The organism is Isoptericola sp. NPDC057559 (assembly GCF_042801555.1).
Taxonomy (GTDB): domain Bacteria; phylum Actinomycetota; class Actinomycetes; order Actinomycetales; family Cellulomonadaceae; genus Isoptericola.
This window is the reverse complement of record NZ_JBHVFQ010000006.1, coordinates 26,155-42,241: the sequence shown is the minus strand read 5'-3', so window position 1 is coordinate 42,241 and position 16,087 is coordinate 26,155. Positions and strand designations below refer to the sequence as shown.

Below are 16,087 nucleotides of genomic sequence, written 5' to 3'. Positions count from 1 at the left end.
CGTGACGGAGACTGGGCGGGTGCACCCCCGCCCGTCGCGAGCCGCCCTCACGCTCGCCGTCGTCGCCTCGCTCGGCACCGCCCTCGGCGCGTGCGCGCCGGCGACCCCCGCGCCCGCCGACCCGACGGCCAGGGCGGACGCCTCCCCCGCGCCCCCGCGACCGACCCCGACGCCGGCCGCCGGGGCGCGCGTCGTCGTCACGGCCGGCGACGTGACCCTGGAGGTCACCGTGCCGGGCGCGTCGGACGACGACCCGCGCGTCACGGTCGACCGCGACGACGACGCGGGGACGGCGGCGATCACGTTCGCGGCGGCGGCACTCGGCGACGACGCCGCCGGCCCGCCGCGGATCGCCCTCACCTCGGGCGGCACGCTCGCGCCACGCCCGGACGGCAGCATGGGCGTGCGCGCCGGGGGCACCGCGACCGGCGGGCTCGCGGCGCCGCGGGGCGCACGCCTGGTCGCGGTCGACGACACGCACCTCGAGGTGCGCGCCCCCGCCGGGTCCGACCCGACCGGCGCGACGACCGTCCTCGGCACGGACGGCGTGCGGTCGGCCGACTGGGGCGACCGGGAGGGCGGCCGCTCCCTGGCCGTCGACGCGACCGCGTGGGCGCGCGGCGCGGGGCAGGCGGGCGTCGACCTCGTCTGGGCGGAGCTGGTCGCCGAGGACCCCGAGGTCGACACCACGACGATGCACGACCAGCTCGAGTGCCACGCGATCGGCGCCCCCGGCAAGGCCACCTGGAACCTGGAGCCGTGGCGGCCCGACGTCGGCCTCGTCGCGACGATGGCGGCGCGCTGCAACCCGACCTCTTGACACATTCCGTTATAGGCATACATTGAGAAGGTGGCACGCGCAGCGACGACGACGGACGCGTTCAACGCGGTGGCCGAGCCCCGGCGCCGCGAGATCCTCGACGCGCTCGCGCAGCAGGAGCGCAGCGTCGGCGAGCTCGTCGAGCTGCTCCACGTCGCCCAGCCGGTCGTCTCCAAGCACCTGAGGGTGCTACGGGAGGTCGGGCTGGTCGAGGTCCGCGACGACGGCCGTCGTCGCCTCTACCGCGTCGACAGCCGGCCCCTGCAGGAGATCCACGCGTGGGTCGGCCGGTACGAGCGGCTCTGGGAAGAACGGTTCGCGCTGGTCGACGAGGTGCTCGCCGACCTGGCCCGCGAGGACGCCGACGCCACCGGGACCACGCCCGGGGCACCATCCGAGGAGACACCATGACCGCCACCACCCCGGCACAGCAGAGGGGCAGCGCCGTCCTGACGCTGCCGAACGACACCGACATCCAGGTCGTGCGCCGCTTCGCCGCGCCGGCCGCCGCCGTCTGGCGGGTCTTCACCGAACCCGACCTCGTGGCGCGCTGGTGGGCCGGGCAGCGCGGCACGGTGTCGAGCGTCGAGATCGACCTGCGCGTCGGCGGCGCGTACCGCTACGTCATGCAGGCCGACGGCGGCTTCGAGGTCGCGTTCCACGGCGAGTTCACCGAGATCGTGCCCGCCGAGCGCCTGGAGCACACGGAGGTGTTCGAGGGCATCCCCGACGGCGACGCCGCGGCCACCCTCAACACCTACTCCTTCGTCGAGGAGGACGGCGCCACCACGCTCACGCTGGTCACCCGCGCGCCGAGCCGCGAGGTCCGCGACGCCATCGTCGGGTCGGGCATGGAGGGCGGCCTGCAGGAGGGCTTCGACCTCGTCGACGAGCTGGCCGCCGGGCTCGCGGCCTGATCCGCACGCGAGGTCGAGGCGAGGGGCTCGCCGTCAGACGGTCGTGTAGCCGCCGTCCACCAGCCAGTACGCGCCGGTGACGAACGACGCGTCGTCGGACAGCAGGAAGCGCACCACCCGCGCGACCTCCTCCGGCTCGCCGAGCCGGCCGAGCGGGTGCCTGGCGACGAGGGCCTCGCGCGCCTCGGGCGGCAGGCTCGACTCGACGAGCGGCGTCTTGATGTACGCCGGGCCGACGGCGTTGATGCGCAGGCCCTGCGGGCCGTACTCGGCGGCGGCGTTCTTCGTGACGCCGACGACGCCGTGCTTCGCCGCGGTGTAGGCGCCGTTGCCGAGGGCGGCCACCGTGCCGTGGATCGACGCCATGTTGACGATGGCGCTCTCGCCGGCACCCTGCTCGAGCATCGCGGGGATCTGCGCGCGCATGCCGTACAGCACCCCGTTGAGGTTGATGCCGATGACGCGGTCCCAGTCGTCGAGGTCGGTCTCGCCGGCCGGCGCCTGCTTGCCGCCGATGCCCGCGTTGTTCACCGCGTAGTTCAGCCCGCCGAACGTCTCCTTCGCGAACGCGACCGCGCGGGCCGAGTCCTCCTTGACGGCGGTGTTCTGCTCGAACGCCGCGGCCTCGCCCCCGGCGGCCTTGATCTCGTCGGCGACGCGCTGCGCCGCGTCCAGCCGGATGTCCGTCACGACGACCTTCGCGCCGTGGGCCGCGAGCTCCTTGCTCACCGCCTCGCCGATGCCGGAGCCGCCGCCCGTCACGAGCGCGACCCGTCCCTGGAAGCTGCCGCCTGTGGCCATGTCCGTACTCCTTCGCACCACGCCCCGGCGGGCGGGGTGCGGGGTGCGCGACGACGGCCCGGACGGGACGAACGACCGCCCCGTCGGCCCTGGTGAGGGCGGGGGCGCTGACACCTCGACCGTAACCCCGGTCGACGGTCCGGGGACCCCGATCCCGGCCGAAAGTGACGCATCGCACCTCGCGCGTCAGATCCTGCGACCGTCAGGCCGAGGTCGCGCGGATCCCGGCCAGCACCTCGGCCTCCTCGTCAGCGGTGAGCCCCGTGACCGCGGCCCCCGGCGTCGCGGCCAGCCAGGCGAGCGTGTCCCGGGCGGTCTCCTCGACCGGCCGCGGCGCCAGCCCCGCGGCGATCGCCGGCGCCGCGTCGTGGGCGGGCATCCCGTCGTACTCCGGCCGCGGCAGCCACAGCGGCAGCGAGCGCTCCCCCGACCACGGGCGGACGTCGGCCGCCTCCAGGCGCGCCCGCCCCGCCCACTCCCACCGCGGCGCCGCGCCCACGCCGCGGGCCACCGCCGCGAGCAGGTCGCCGATCGGCGTCACCGGGCCCACGGCGTCGAACACCCCGGTCGTGCGACGCTCGGCGAGGTCGACGACCCACGACGCGAGGTCGCGCACGTCGATCACCTGCACGGGGTCGACCGGGTCGCCGGGCGCCAGCACGTCGACGGCGCCCTCGAGCGCGCGGCCCATCCGCGCGGGCCAGTAGGCGAACCGCCCGCTCGTGTCGTCCGGGCCGACGATCAGGCCGGGGCGCACGACGGCGGCCCCCGCGGTGCCCGCCAGCACGGCCTCCTCGCACGCGACCTTCATCGCGCCGTAGGCCTCGGAGCCCGACGCCGGGTCGACGTCGTCCGTCTCGGGAGCACGGAGCACGCCCGCCCCCGGGCCGCCGGGGTCGGAGTCGTCGGCGTAGACGTTCACGGTCGAGACGAACACCCAGTGCGCGCCGGGCAGCGCGGCCACCGCCTCGCGCACGTGCGACGGCGTGCGGGACACGTCGACGACGGCGTCGAAGCCCTCGTCCGCGAGCCCCGCGGGGAACGGCTCGGACCGGTCCAGCGGCACGTGCCGCGCGCCGTCCGGGACCGGGCCCGACCGGCCGCGGTTGGCGGCCACCACCTCGTGGCCGCGCGCCACGGCGTCCGCCGCGACGGCCTTCGACAGGAACACGGACCCACCCAGCACCAGGAGCTTCATGGGCCCACCCTGGCGCGAGCCGGCGCCCGGCGCCCGTCCTTTCTGCGCACCGCAGAAACCGGCCGGTCACCAGCGCTGCGCGACGTCCTCCGCCCAGCCGTCGAGCCCGTCGACGGTGATGCGCGACCCGTCGTCGGCGGCGACCCAGCCCGACCAGGTGCCGAAGCACTGGTGGGTCGACGACGCGACGACGCCGAGCTGGGTGCGGCTCACGCGGTCGTGCGCGGGGACGAAGGCGAGGTCCAGCCGCTCTCCCCGCACCTGCCACGGCGCGGTGTACGCGGCCGGGTCGAAGGTCCAGTCGAGCTCGTCGTGGATCTTGTGGAGGACGCCGTCCACGAAGACGCCGTTCTCGGTGGTCGGCCCCTGCCGGGTCCAGGTGCCGCCGAGCTGCAGCGCCACCTCGTGCCCCGCGCCGGCGGCGTCGACCCCGCGGCCGAGGCCCACGCCCCACTGCCACGCGGCGCGGTACGGCCACCGCCCCCGACCGTGGTCCAGCACGGCCCACGACCCGGCCGGCAGCGCGCGCTCCACGCCGTCCACGCGGAGCCCGCCGGCGGCCGGCCGGCCGACGTCCTTGACCGTGTACTGGAACCGGCGGTCCGACCAGGGCACCACCACCCCGAGCAGCTCTCGGCCCGCCGGCCGGGCGACGGTCACGTCGAGGTCCACGCGGGACGTCCGGGCCCGCAGGCGCGTGCCGCGGGGCTCCTCGTCCACCGCGATCGCCACCGCGCGCGTGCTCGACCGCACGGGCCCGGCGCCGAGCCGCCCGGGCAGCGTCGCCGACCGGTTCAGCGGCGCGATCGCGACGGCGTCGACCTCCGCCCCGGACGCCCGGTCCCACACCCACACCTGGTGCAGCGCGGCGTAGTCGAGCGCCGAGGTCGTGAGCGCGACGACGTGGTCCGGCGTGACGACGGCCCAGTACTCCCACCGCTTGGTCCGCCCGAGCCCGCGCAGCCCGCGGCCGACGCCGGACGTGTCGTGCAGGGGTGCGCGCGACCACCCGACCGCGTCCGGGTCCAGGCGCCCGTCGGGGAGGCACAGGGCCACGTCCGCGGTGATCTCGGGCTCGCTCACGTGCGGGGTCACGGGGCGAGGCTAGCGGGCCCTGCTACCGTCCGGGCGTGCCCGACTCCCCCGCCCCGCGCGTCCTCTTCCGCACCGCCACCCGCGACGACCTGCCCCGCGTCGTCGAGCTCATCGCCGACGACGCCGTCGCCGCCACCCGCACCGGGTCGTACGGTCCCGCGCACGTCGCCGGGTTCGAGGCGATCGAGTCCAGCCCCAACGACGAGCTCGTCGTCGCGGAGCTGGACGGCGCGGTGGTGGGCGTCATGCAGCTGACGTTCGTGCCCGGCATCTCGCGCAACGGCGCCACCCGGCTGCTGGTCGAGGCGGTGCGCGTCGACGCGACGCTCCGCGGCCAGGGACTGGGCCGCGCGCTCATGGAGCACGCGCACGAGCGCGGCCGCGAGCGCGGCTGCGCGCTCGCCCAGCTCACCTCCGACAAGCAGCGCCCCGACGCGCACCGCTTCTACCGGTCGCTGGGCTACGCCCAGTCGCACGAGGGGTTCAAGCTGCCCCTGTGACCTCCGGCCCTCCGGCCTCGGGGCCGGCGACCGTGGGAGGCCGACGCACGTCGCGGATCCCGACCATGCTCACCAGGCCGCCGAGCACCAGCAGGCCTGCGGTGACGAGCAGCGCGCGGTGGAACGACGCGACGTCGAGCACGCCGCCGAGGATGACGCCGGCGAACGCGACCGTCAGCAGGCCGGCGACGCGCGAGACGGCGTTGTTCACGGCCGACGCGATGCCGGCGTCCGCGGGCGGCGCCGCGCCGAGGATCGCGGCGGTCAGCGGCGCCACGGTGATCGACAGGCCCAGGCCGAAGACGAGCAGGCCGGGCAGCACCTGGGTGACGTAGGTGGCGCTCTCGTCCATCGCGAGCAGCAGCAGGTAGCCGACGCCGGCCACGACCGGGCCGACCGTCATGAACCACCGCGCGCCGTACCGGGCCGCGAGGGTGCCGAACCGGGTGGACAGCGCGAGCATCGCGATCGTCGACGGCAGCTGCGCCACCCCGGCGGCCGTCGCCGAGTAGCCCGCCACCTGCTGCAGGAACAGCCCCAGCACGAAGCCGCCCAGCGACAGCGCACCGTAGACGGCGAACGTCGCCACGTTGCCCCACGCGAAGTTCCGCGCGGCGAACAGCCGTGGCGGCATCATCGGGTCGCGGGCCCGGCGCTCGTAGACGACGAACGTCACGAGCAGCACGACGCCGAGCCCCGCGGCCGCCCACACCTGCTCGATCAGCCCGTACACCCCGGCCGCGAGGCCGGTCGCGGCGAGCAGCGCGCCCGGCACGTCGAGGCGACGGCCGGTGGTCTGGCGCACCTCCGGGACGGGGCGCAGCAGCAGGAGCGTCACCACGACCACGGGCAGGTTGATCCAGAACACCCACCGCCACGACAGCAGGTCCACCAGCCCCCCGCCGACGAACGGCCCGACGATCATCGCCGTGCCGGTCCACGCGGTCCAGCGTCCGATGGCGCGACCCTGCGCCTCGCCGTCGAACGTGGAGATGATCAGCGCCAGCGAGCTCGGGACCAGCAGCGCGCCCGCCACCCCCTGGAGCAGGCGGGCGCCGACGAGCACCGGCCCGGTCGGCGCGAGGGCGCACAGCACGGAGGCCGCCGCGAAGCCGACGAGCCCGGCGACCAGCACGCGCCGCCGCCCGTAGAGGTCCGAGAGGGAGCCGGCCAGCAGGATGAGCGACCCCAGGGTCACGAGGTAGCCGTCCACCACCCACTGCTGCAGGCCGAGCCGCGCCTCTCCCGACCCGCCGAGCTCGTCGCCGATGGCGGGCAGCGCCACGTTGACGACGGTCCCGTCGAGGAACGACACGAACGACGCGAGGATCGCGACCACGAGGACCCGGCTGCGCAGCCGGGCCAGCGTCGCGTCCGGCACGGACGGCTGGCTCACCGGATCACGGTACGGCGCAATACCGGTGACGCGCCGGGCGAGGCGCGCTAGCGTCGCCGCCGTGAGCAGCGACACCCGAGAGTTCCGGCGCACCACCATCGCGGACGTCCCCACGTCACGCCGCCTCGGCGCGGAGGCCTTCGGCGCGCCGGCAACCCCCCTCCCGGACCCGGACCCCGCCGCCTGGCCGTTGCCGAACATCCGGCCGTGGGTCGCGACGGACGACGGCGAGGTCGTCGCGGGCCTGGGCGTGCGCTCGTTCACGTCGTGGTTCCACGGGGCCCGGCTCCCGACGGCGGGCTTCGCCGGGGTCACCGTCGCGGCCGAGCGTCGCGGCTCCGGCCTGCTGCGCCCGCTGATGACGGCCGCCCTCGCCGAGGCCCGCGCGCTGGGCGACGTCGTCTCGACCCTGTTCCCGTCGTCCACGGGGATCTACCGCGGGCTCGGGTACGAGGTGGTCGGCGCGTTCGAGGAGGTCCGCGTCCCGATGTCGGCGCTCGCCGCCGTGCCCCCGGCCGAGGGCGGCGTCCGCGCCCGCCGCGCCACGGCCGCGGACGTCCCGGCCGTCCGGCGCGTGTACGAGGCGTGGGCGTCCGCGCAGAACGGGCCCCTGTCGCGCGCCGAGGAGCCGTTCGCGATGGAGGCCGGCGACCTGGTCGGCCCGGACGCCGAGTACACGGGCGTCACGCTGGCGGTGCGGGGCGCAGGCGACGACGAGGAGGTGCTCGGCTTCGCGAGCTGGTCGCGCGGCCAGGGCTACGACTGCAGCACCGCGCTCGAGGTCGACGACCTGGTCGCCCTGTCGCCCGACGCGGCCCGCGCCCTGTGGCGCGTGCTCGGCTCGTTCTCGGCGGTGGTCGGGTGGGTGCAGGTGTGCACCTCCGGCGGGTGGTCCGGGCTGGACGTGGCGCGCCTCGTCCTGCCCGACCACGCGGCCACGCCCGCCCCGCAGCCGTACATGCTGCGCCTGCTCGACGTCCCCGGCGCGCTGGGCGCGGCCCGTGTGGCGCCCGTGGCCGCCCAGGTGCCCTTCGCCGTGGCCGACCCCCGCACGCCCGACCTCGAGGGCGCGTGGACCCTGGAGGCCGCCGACGGCGCGGTCCGCGTGGTGCCCGACGCCGACGCCGTCCCCGGCGACCGGCCGACCTTCACCTCCGGCGGCCTCGCCCAGTCGTGGGCGGGCGCGCAGTCGGCGGCAAACGTGCGGCTCGCGGGCGGGCTGAGCGGCCCCGACGCGCACGACGCCGTCTGGGACGCCCTGTGGGGCGGCCGCCAGGTGCACGTGCGCGACAGCTTCTGACCGGCCCTCCCCCGCCGGCGCCCCGGCCTGGGCGCGCCGACGGTCGGGGCTGGTCATCATACCTAGAGGTAGGTATGGTGGCGCCATGAGCACGTCGACCGATGCGCGCGCCCGGCTCGTCGCCGCCGCGCAGGAGATGTTCGCCGCCCAGGGCGTGGGGGCCACGAGCCCCCGCCAGGTGCTGGCCGCCAGCGGGGTGGGGCAGGGCAGCCTCTACCACCACTTCCCCACCAAGCACGACCTCGCGACCGCCGCCGTCGGCGCCACGGTCGAGAGCGCGCTCACCGCCGCGCGGCGCGACCTGGAGGGCCCGACGCCGGCCCTCGACCGCGTCGTGGCGTACCTCGAGCGGCCCCGCGACGCGCTCGCGGGCTGCAAGATCGGGCGCCTCACGAGCGACCAGGCGGTCATGGACGACGACGGCCTGCACGACGTCGTCACCGCCTACTTCGTGCGCCTGCTCGACGTGGTCGCGACGACCCTGCGCGAGGCAGGCCTGCCCGACGACGACGCCCGGGACCGCGCGCACGCCGCCGTCGCCATCGTGCAGGGCGGCTACGTCCTGGCCCGCGCCACCGGCGACCCCGACGCGATGCGGGCCGCCGTGCGCGGCTTCGTCTCGATCCTCACGACCCCGGGCAGCCCTGCCCCCGGCCGGACCGCCACGAAGGAGACCGCATGACCTTCCGCGAGCGCCTGCGCGCCCTGCCGACGTTCCCGCCGGACCTGCCCCCGTTCGGCGTCGACCTCGACGACCTCGCGACGGCGCCCGCCACGCCCCAGGAGCTCTTCGGTCGCTGGTTCGACGACGCCCTCGCGGCCGGCGTCGGCGCCCCGCACGCGGCGACCCTCTCGACGGCCGACGCCGAGGGGCGGGTGCACGCCCGCACGCTGGTGATCAAGGACGTGACCGACGACGGCTGGTGGTTCGCCGGCCACGCGTCCAGCCCCAAGGGCCGCGACCTGGACGCCAACCCGTCCGCGGCGCTCACCGTCTTCTGGCGGGACCTCGGGCGCCAGGTCCGCGTCACGGGCCGCGCCGCCTCGGCCGGTCCGGACGCCGGGGCGGCCGACTTCCGCGCCCGGCCCGAGGGGTCGCGCGCGGCCGGCCTCGTCGGCCACCAGAGCGAGCCGCTCGGCTCCCGCGACGAGTACTGGGACGCCTTCGCCGACCGGCTCGCCGACACCCGCGCGGACCCGGCCGTCGTCGCCCCGGGCTGGACCGCCTGGGTGCTCGCCCCCGAGACGGTGGAGTTCTGGGCGGCCAGCGACGACAAGGGCCAGTCCCGCCTCCGCTACCGCTCGACCGGCACCACCACCGAGAACGACCCCGCCTGGACCAAGGAGCTCCTGTGGCCGTGAACGCCGAGACCACCCCTGCCATCCCCGCGCCCGCCGCCCTGGCGCACGCCGCCGCCGACGCGGACGCGGCGCTGGGCGCCCTGATCGACGTCGTGCGCACCCTGCCCGACGACGCGGGCTCCGCGCCGTCCCCCCTGGAGGGCTGGACCCGCGGGCACGTGCTGTCGCACGTGACGAACGTGGGCGCCGCCCTGGCCCGGCAGGCGGAGTACGCCGCCCGCGGCGAGAAGGTGGCCCCGTACGACGGCGGCCAGGCCGGGCGCGACGCCGGCATCGAGGCGGGCGCCGCCCGCACCGTCGCCGAGCACGTCGCGGCGCTCGAGGCCTCGCGGGCCCGGCTCGCGGCGGCCTGGCCCGCGCCGGACGACGCGCTGTGGTCGGCGCCGGTGGCCTACCGCGACGGCGTGCTCGCGGACGCGCTGCTCGCCTGGTGGCGCGAGGCCCGCATCCACGCCGCGGACGCGACGGCAGGGCTCGACGACCGGACCCTCGGGTCCGGCTCGTGGGACGAGGCGTTCTGCGCCCACCTGGGCGACTTCCTCGCGGTGCGCCTGCCGGACGCCGGGGCGGGCCTCGCGCTGGTCGGCGACCCGCGGGACGTGGCGGCGTGGCTCGCCGGCCGCGCGCCGTCGGGCCCGGTCTCGGCGACCCGCGACGGCGCGCCCGTGCCGCTGCCCGAGCTCGGCCCGTGGCCCTCGTCGGCGGCCCCGCGGCCCTGACCTGCGGGGCGGTCGGGGCCCCGGTGTGACGCACGTCACTGCAGGTCAGAGCGCTGTGTGAGGTTGCTCTCATTCTTTGTGACAGTTTTCACGCGCGGCGTATGGTGGCCCGGTGACTTCGAGTGCTACGACTGCTGGGGCCCCCACAGGGGCCGACGTCGACGTCGTCCTCATCGGCGGCGGGATCATGAGCGCGACCCTCGGAACGCTGCTCCAGCAGCTCGAGCCGTCGTGGTCCATCCGGATCTACGAGCGGCTCGACGACGTGGCGCAGGAGTCGTCGAACCCGTGGAACAACGCGGGCACCGGCCACGCGGCGCTCTGCGAGCTGAACTACACGCCCGAGCGCAAGGACGGCTCGATCGACATCACCAAGGCGGTGGCGATCAACGAGCAGTTCGAGATCTCGCGCGAGCTGTGGCAGCACCTGCTGGCCACCGGCCGGCTCCAGGACGACTCGTTCCTCAGCAGCACCCCGCACATGACGTTCGTGCGCGGCGCCAAGAACGTGGACTACCTGCGCCGCCGCTACGAGACGCTGCGAGTGCACCCCCTGTTCCGCGACCTCGAGTACAGCACCGACCGCGCCGCCATCGGCCGCTGGGCCCCGCTGCTGACCACCGAGCGCGACGCCGACGAGCCGATCGCCGCCACCCGCGCGACCTCGGGCACCGACGTCGACTTCGGCAACCTCACCCGCCAGCTCGTCGACGGCCTCGTCGCGAACGGCGCCGAGCTCAAGCTGCAGCACGAGGTGAAGAGCCTCAAGCGCACCAAGGACGGCCGCTGGCGCCTGCGCGTCAAGGACCGCTCCTGGAACGCGCGGAACCGCACCAGCACCGTGACCGCGAAGTTCGTCTTCGTCGGCGCGGGCGGCGGCGCGCTCCCCCTGCTCCAGTCGGCCGGCATCCCGGAGATCAAGGGCTTCGGCGGCTTCCCGATCTCGGGCGAGTTCCTGCGCACCTCCGACCCGGAGCTCGTCGCGCAGCACCAGGCCAAGGTCTACGGCAAGGCCGACGTCGGCGCCCCGCCGATGTCGGTGCCGCACCTGGACACCCGCGTGGTCGACGGCAAGACGTACCTCATGTTCGGCCCCTACGCCGGGTTCAGCCCCAAGTACCTCAAGAAGGGCAAGTACCTGGGCCTGATCACCTCCCTGCGGGCGAACAACGTCACGTCGATGCTCGGCGCGGGCCTGAAGAACCTCGACCTGACCCAGTACCTCGTCGGCCAGCTCATGGCCGCGCCGGAGACCAAGTTCCAGGCGCTGCAGCAGTTCATGCCGACCGCGCACCCCAAGGACTGGGACCGGATCACCGCCGGACAGCGGGTGCAGGTCATCAAGCGCGACGCCGACGGCAAGGGCGTGCTGCAGTTCGGCACCGAGATCGTCACCGGCGCCGAGGGCTCCATCGCCGGCCTGCTCGGCGCCTCCCCGGGCGCCTCGACGGCCGCCTCCGCGATGGTGGACCTGCTGGAGCAGTGCTTCCCGTTCCGGTTCACCAAGTGGCGCCCCGAGCTCGCCTCGGTCATGCCGAGCCTCGACGGGGTGCCCGCCGACGCCAGCACGATCGACGCCGCCGGCACCGCGATCCCGGAGCGCCCCGCGTACCTGCACGCGGACGGCGTCCTGGACGCGGCGGTCTACGAGTCGCAGGCCGACTCCCGGATCTGAGCCCGCGCGCACGACCCCCTCGACGGCGGCGTCAGAGAGCCTGGACGATCTTGTCCACCTGCTCCCTGGCGTCGCCGAAGAGCATCCGGGTGTTGTCGCGGAAGAACAGCGGGTTCTGCACGCCCGCGTAGCCCGTGGCGAGCGAGCGCTTGAAGACCACGACGTCGCGCGCCTGCCACGCCTCGATCACCGGCATCCCCGCGATCGGCGAGGACGGGTCGTCCTGCGCGGCCGGGTTCACCGTGTCGTTCGCGCCGATGACGAGCACGACGTCGGTGTCGGGGAGGTCGCGGTTGACCTCGTCCATCTCGAGCACCAGGTCGTAGGGCACGCGCGCCTCCGCGAGGAGCACGTTCATGTGCCCCGGAAGCCGTCCGGCCACCGGGTGCACGCCGAACCGGACCGTGACGCCCCGGGCCCGCAGCCGCTCGGCCAGGTCCGCGACGGGGTGCTGCGCCTTCGCGACCGCCATCCCGTAGCCGGGCACGACGACGACCGACCGCGCGGCGGCGAGCAGCGCCGCCACCTCGTCCGGCGACGTCTCGTGGACCTCCCCCGCCTCCGCCGCCCCGGCCCCGCCCGCCGGGCCGCCGGACGCCCCGGCGCCGAACCCGCCGAGGACGACGGACCAGAACGACCGGTTCATGGCGCGGCACATGAGGTAGCTGAGGATGGCGCCGGACGCGCCGACGAGCGCCCCGGTGACGATGAGCAGGTCGTTGCCGAGGGTGAAGCCCGCGGCGGCCGCGGCCCAGCCGGAGTACGAGTTGAGCATCGACACCACGACGGGCATGTCACCGCCGCCGATCGCGGCCACGAGGTGCCAGCCCAGGGCGAGGGCGACGAGCGTCATGAGCGCCAGGGCCACCACGCCCCCGCCCGCCAGGAACCAGGCGAGCAGCGCGGCGCACGCGACCAGTGCCAGGAGGTTGAGCAGGTGCCGGCCCGGCAGCGTCAGCGGCGCGGACGCCAGGCGGCCCGACAGCTTGCCGAACGCCACCACGGACCCGGTGAACGTCACCGCCCCGATGAGCACGCCGAGGAACACCTCCACGCGGTGCACGGTGTCCCCGCCCGCGGCGGGCGCCGCGAGGAACGAGCCGTAGCCCACCAGCACCGCGGACAGCCCCACGAACGAGTGCAGCAGCGCGATGAGCTCCGGCATCTGCGTCATCTCGACGCGGCGTGCCCGCCACGACCCGACGGCGGCGCCGACCACGAGCACCAGCAGGATCAGCCCGGCCGTCACCGGCCACGGGCGCTCCGAGCGGGAGAGGGCCAGCGCGATCGTCGCGACGATCGCGAGCCCCATCCCCACCATGCCGAGCACGGTGCCCCGCCGGGCGGACTCCTGGGCGGACAGCCCCGCCAGCGACAGCACGAACAGCAGCCCCGCGACGACGTACGCGGCCTGCGCCACGGACTCCACGCTCACGAGACACCTCCGTCGCGGCGGAACATGCCGAGCATGCGCCGGGTCACGAGGAAGCCGCCGAACACGTTGACGCTCGCCAGCGCCGCGGCGACGACGGCGAGCGTCGTGACCAGGGGCGACGCGTCGCCGATCTGCAGCAGCGCGCCGACCATGATGATGCCGCTGATCGCGTTGGTCTGGGCCATGAGCGGCGTGTGCAGGGCGTGCGTGACGTTCGAGATCACGTAGAAGCCCACCACCACCGCGAGCGCGAAGACGGTGAGGTGCGCGACGGCGTCGGGCGGGGACGCCGCGATCAGCAGCCCGAACGCGACGGCGCCGAGCGCGCCCAGCACCGTCCGCCGCATCGAGCGCCGGCGGCGCTCGGCCGCGGGGTCGACGACCGGGGCCGCGACGGGCTCCGGCTCGGGCGGGGGCGGCGCGGCCGACACCGGCACGGGCGGGGGCGGCCAGGTCACCTCGGACCCGTGGGTCACGGTCATGCCGCGGACCACCGCGTCGTCGAGGTCGAGCACCAGGCGCCCGTCCTTGCCGGGCGTGAGCAGCGTGAGGAGGTTGACCACCACCGTGCCCAGCAGGCGCGAGCTGTGCTGCGGCAGGCGCGCGGCCAGGTCGGTCCAGCCGAGGACCACGACGCCGCGGCCGGTGACCACCCGCTGCCCGGGCACCGTGGCCTCGCAGTTGCCGCCGCCCGGCGCGGCGAGGTCGACCACCACCGAGCCGGGGCGCATCGCGTCCACCATCGCGCGGGTGATGGTCGTCGGGGCGGTGCCGCGTACGAGGGCCGTGGTCACCACGACGTCGGCCTGCGCGGACTGCTCCGCGTACGCGCGCAGGGCGGCGGCCTCCTGGTCGGCGCTCTGCGCGCTCGCGTACCCGTCGGCGCTGACCTGCTGCACCGCGTCGTCGGCCCGCACCACGCGCGCGCCGAGCGACTCGATCTGCTCGGCCGCCTCGGGCCGCACGTCGAAGGCGTAGACCTCCGCGCCGAGGCTCACGGCCGTGCCGATCGCGGCGAGCCCGGCCACGCCGGCGCCGATGACGAACACGCGCGCCGGGGGCGTGCTGCCCGCGGCCGTCACCTGCCCGGCGAACATGCCGCCGAACTCCTCGGCCGCCTCGACCACCGCGCGGTAGCCCGCCACGTTCGACAGCGCCGAGAGCACGTCGAGGGACTGGGCGCGGGAGATCCGCGGCACCGCGTCGAGGGCCAGGGCCGTCACGCCGCGCGCGGCGAGCTCCTCGAGCAGGCCGGGGCTCGTCGCGGGCGCGAGCTGGGACACCAGGACCGCGCCGGGGCGCAGCAGGCCGAGCTCCGCGGGGCCCGGCGGGTGCAGCGTGACCACGACGTCCGCCGCCCACACGTCGGCGCGGTCGGCCACGCGGGCGCCCGCGGCGACGTAGTCGTGCGCGGGCAGCCGCGCGCCGTCGCCGACGCCGGGCTCCACGACGACGTCGTGACCCAGGTCGGCGAGGCGGCGCGCCGCGTCGGGGGTGACGGCGACGAGGCGCGGGTCCGCGCCGGCCGTGCGGGGGGCACCGATGCGCATGACCGTCTCCTCAGCGGGCGTCGCGCAGGGCGCCCCAGGCCGTCCAGCGGTCGACCTCGACGACGGCGGTCACCCGGGCCCTGTCCCGCACCGGGTACGGGTCGCCGTTGTAGTGCCGGGAGATCCGGTCGGTGTCGGCGAGGTCCGGGTCGTCGCGCCACGCGGCGACGCGACCGAGCAGCGTGACGTGCGTGTACCAGCTGTCGCCCAGCACGGTGAGGCTCACCTGCGGGTTCGCGCGCAGGTGCTGCACCCGCTTGCGCGTGTCGTCGAGGTTGACGAGCACGTGCCACCCCCCGGCGCCGTCCTCCTCGAGCAGGTACCACGTCGCCGCGGTCACGGGGCTGCCGTCGGGGCGCACCACCCCGATCACGGCGACCTGGGGGCCACGCAGCAGATCGAGCACGGGGGCCGGGAACGGCGGACGGGGCATCGCTGACTCCTCCGGGGGACGGGCGGGTGTGCGGTCGCTCGGCGCCGACGCTACGCCCTGGACGTGCAGGGACGCACGCGATTCCGGCGCGGCGCGGCGGAGGGGCGCTCGCTAGGGTGACGCCTGCGCTCGCCGAGCGCGCCCCGACCCCGCCCGCGCCCTCCCGGAGGTCCGCATGCCCCGCACCGTCCACCTCGCCGGCGACTCGACCGCGGGGCCGAAGTCCCGCGCCGCCGCCCCCGAGACCGGCTGGGGCATGGCCCTGCCCTACTACCTCGCCGACGACGTCGCGGTCGTGAACCACGCGCGCAACGGGCGCAGCACGCGCAGCTTCGTCGTCCAGGGGCGCCTCGACGACGTGGCGCGCGACCTGCGGCCCGGCGACGTGCTGCTCGTGCAGTTCGGGCACAACGACGCGAAGGTCGACGACCCCGAGCGGCACACCGAGCCCTGGACCAGCTACACCGAGCACCTGCGCCGCTACCTCGACGCCGCCCGCACCGCGGGCGCGCGGCCGGTCCTCGCGACCTCCGTCGAGCGGCGCCGCTTCGACGACGCGGGCGACGCCGTCGCGGGCCATGGCGACTACCCCGCTGCGATGCGCGCCCTCGCCGAGCAGGAGGGCGTGCCGCTCGTCGACGTGCAGCGCGCGTCCCTGGCGCTGTGGCAGGACCTCGGGCCCGAGCGCACGCTGCACTACTTCTTCCACGCCGACGACGGCCGCCGCGACGACACGCACTTCAACCCGCCCGGTGCTGCGGCCGTCGCCCGGCTCGTCGCCACCGGCCTCCTCACCGCCGGCGTCCTCGCGGGCGACGAGGTGCGGCGCCTCGACGAGGACGTGCCCCACGACTGGTTCCGCTGGCTCGACGACGAGCCGGCCTGA

Annotated in this window: 16 protein-coding genes and 1 pseudogene; 10 read left to right on the top strand and 7 right to left on the bottom strand. The window is 75.9% G+C overall.

The window, feature by feature from the left end:
• The first annotated feature begins 19 nt into the window (after positions 1 to 19).
• The 3 genes from ACFU5J_RS08325 to ACFU5J_RS08315 are packed head-to-tail and all read left to right on the top strand — an operon-like array spanning position 20 to position 1,737.
• A complete protein-coding gene (locus ACFU5J_RS08325) occupies positions 20 to 820 on the top strand; it encodes a DUF2599 domain-containing protein (RefSeq protein WP_430578416.1) in 801 nt (266 codons plus the stop codon).
• Between the two features lie 30 nt (positions 821 to 850).
• A complete protein-coding gene (locus ACFU5J_RS08320) occupies positions 851 to 1,231 on the top strand; it encodes an ArsR/SmtB family transcription factor (protein WP_430576206.1) in 381 nt (126 codons plus the stop codon).
• Positions 1,228 to 1,737: an SRPBCC family protein gene (locus tag ACFU5J_RS08315; protein WP_430578415.1), complete on the top strand. Its 510-nt coding sequence runs from the start codon at positions 1,228 to 1,230 to the stop codon at positions 1,735 to 1,737. The genes ACFU5J_RS08320 and ACFU5J_RS08315 overlap by 4 nt, the downstream gene beginning before the upstream one ends.
• A gap of 33 nt (positions 1,738 to 1,770) precedes the next feature.
• On the opposite strand, the gene ACFU5J_RS08310 is transcribed toward ACFU5J_RS08315, so the two are convergent.
• The 3 genes from ACFU5J_RS08310 to ACFU5J_RS08300 form a co-directional block, all read right to left on the bottom strand.
• On the bottom strand, positions 1,771 to 2,538 hold the full coding sequence (locus tag ACFU5J_RS08310) for an SDR family NAD(P)-dependent oxidoreductase (RefSeq protein ID WP_430578414.1): 768 nt from the start codon (positions 2,536 to 2,538) through the stop codon (positions 1,771 to 1,773).
• A gap of 202 nt (positions 2,539 to 2,740) precedes the next feature.
• Entirely contained in the window at positions 2,741 to 3,736 is a 996-nt protein-coding gene (locus ACFU5J_RS08305) for an NAD-dependent epimerase/dehydratase family protein (RefSeq protein WP_430578413.1), read from the bottom strand.
• Between the two features lie 66 nt (positions 3,737 to 3,802).
• The gene (locus tag ACFU5J_RS08300; protein ID WP_430578412.1) at positions 3,803 to 4,831 is read right to left on the bottom strand and encodes a DUF2804 domain-containing protein; all 1,029 of its coding nucleotides are present in this window, start codon (positions 4,829 to 4,831) and stop codon (positions 3,803 to 3,805) included.
• Positions 4,832 to 4,866: 35 nt separating this feature from the next.
• Between ACFU5J_RS08300 and ACFU5J_RS08295 the strand changes: the two genes are divergently transcribed.
• On the top strand, positions 4,867 to 5,331 hold the full coding sequence (locus ACFU5J_RS08295) for a GNAT family N-acetyltransferase (protein ID WP_430578411.1): 465 nt from the start codon (positions 4,867 to 4,869) through the stop codon (positions 5,329 to 5,331).
• On the opposite strand, the gene ACFU5J_RS08290 is transcribed toward ACFU5J_RS08295, so the two are convergent.
• Positions 5,315 to 6,727, bottom strand: coding sequence for an MFS transporter (locus ACFU5J_RS08290; RefSeq protein ID WP_430578410.1), 1,413 nt, complete (start codon positions 6,725 to 6,727; stop codon positions 5,315 to 5,317). The two genes, ACFU5J_RS08295 and ACFU5J_RS08290, sit on opposite strands and share 17 nt — an antisense overlap.
• A gap of 61 nt (positions 6,728 to 6,788) precedes the next feature.
• Between ACFU5J_RS08290 and eis the strand changes: the two genes are divergently transcribed.
• The 5 genes and pseudogenes from eis to mqo all read left to right on the top strand — a co-directional run.
• Entirely contained in the window at positions 6,789 to 8,027 is a 1,239-nt protein-coding gene (gene eis / locus ACFU5J_RS08285) for an enhanced intracellular survival protein Eis (protein ID WP_430578409.1), read from the top strand.
• 85 nt (positions 8,028 to 8,112) lie between these two features.
• Positions 8,113 to 8,709: a TetR/AcrR family transcriptional regulator gene (locus tag ACFU5J_RS08280; protein ID WP_430578408.1), complete on the top strand. Its 597-nt coding sequence runs from the start codon at positions 8,113 to 8,115 to the stop codon at positions 8,707 to 8,709.
• A complete protein-coding gene (locus ACFU5J_RS08275; RefSeq protein WP_430578407.1) occupies positions 8,706 to 9,389 on the top strand; it encodes a pyridoxal 5'-phosphate synthase in 684 nt (227 codons plus the stop codon). The genes ACFU5J_RS08280 and ACFU5J_RS08275 overlap by 4 nt, the downstream gene beginning before the upstream one ends.
• Entirely contained in the window at positions 9,380 to 10,108 is a 729-nt protein-coding gene (locus tag ACFU5J_RS08270) for a maleylpyruvate isomerase family mycothiol-dependent enzyme (protein WP_430578406.1), read from the top strand. The genes ACFU5J_RS08275 and ACFU5J_RS08270 overlap by 10 nt, the downstream gene beginning before the upstream one ends.
• 106 nt (positions 10,109 to 10,214) lie before the next feature.
• Positions 10,215 to 11,783 (top strand): annotated as a pseudogene (gene mqo / locus ACFU5J_RS08265) (malate dehydrogenase (quinone)); the annotation flags it as partial.
• Between the two features lie 31 nt (positions 11,784 to 11,814).
• Here mqo and pntB read toward each other — a convergent pair.
• The 3 genes from pntB to ACFU5J_RS08250 are packed head-to-tail and all read right to left on the bottom strand — an operon-like array spanning position 11,815 to position 15,201.
• Entirely contained in the window at positions 11,815 to 13,218 is a 1,404-nt protein-coding gene (gene pntB, locus ACFU5J_RS08260; protein WP_430578405.1) for a Re/Si-specific NAD(P)(+) transhydrogenase subunit beta, read from the bottom strand.
• Positions 13,215 to 14,768 (bottom strand): Re/Si-specific NAD(P)(+) transhydrogenase subunit alpha, encoded by a 1,554-nt coding sequence (locus ACFU5J_RS08255; RefSeq protein WP_430576218.1) that lies wholly within the window; start codon positions 14,766 to 14,768, stop codon positions 13,215 to 13,217. Before ACFU5J_RS08255 ends, pntB begins: the two co-directional genes overlap by 4 nt.
• Before the next feature lie 10 nt (positions 14,769 to 14,778).
• Entirely contained in the window at positions 14,779 to 15,201 is a 423-nt protein-coding gene (locus tag ACFU5J_RS08250; RefSeq protein WP_430578404.1) for a pyridoxamine 5'-phosphate oxidase family protein, read from the bottom strand.
• 175 nt (positions 15,202 to 15,376) lie between these two features.
• Between ACFU5J_RS08250 and ACFU5J_RS08245 the strand changes: the two genes are divergently transcribed.
• Positions 15,377 to 16,087 (top strand): rhamnogalacturonan acetylesterase, encoded by a 711-nt coding sequence (locus tag ACFU5J_RS08245; protein ID WP_430578403.1) that lies wholly within the window; start codon positions 15,377 to 15,379, stop codon positions 16,085 to 16,087.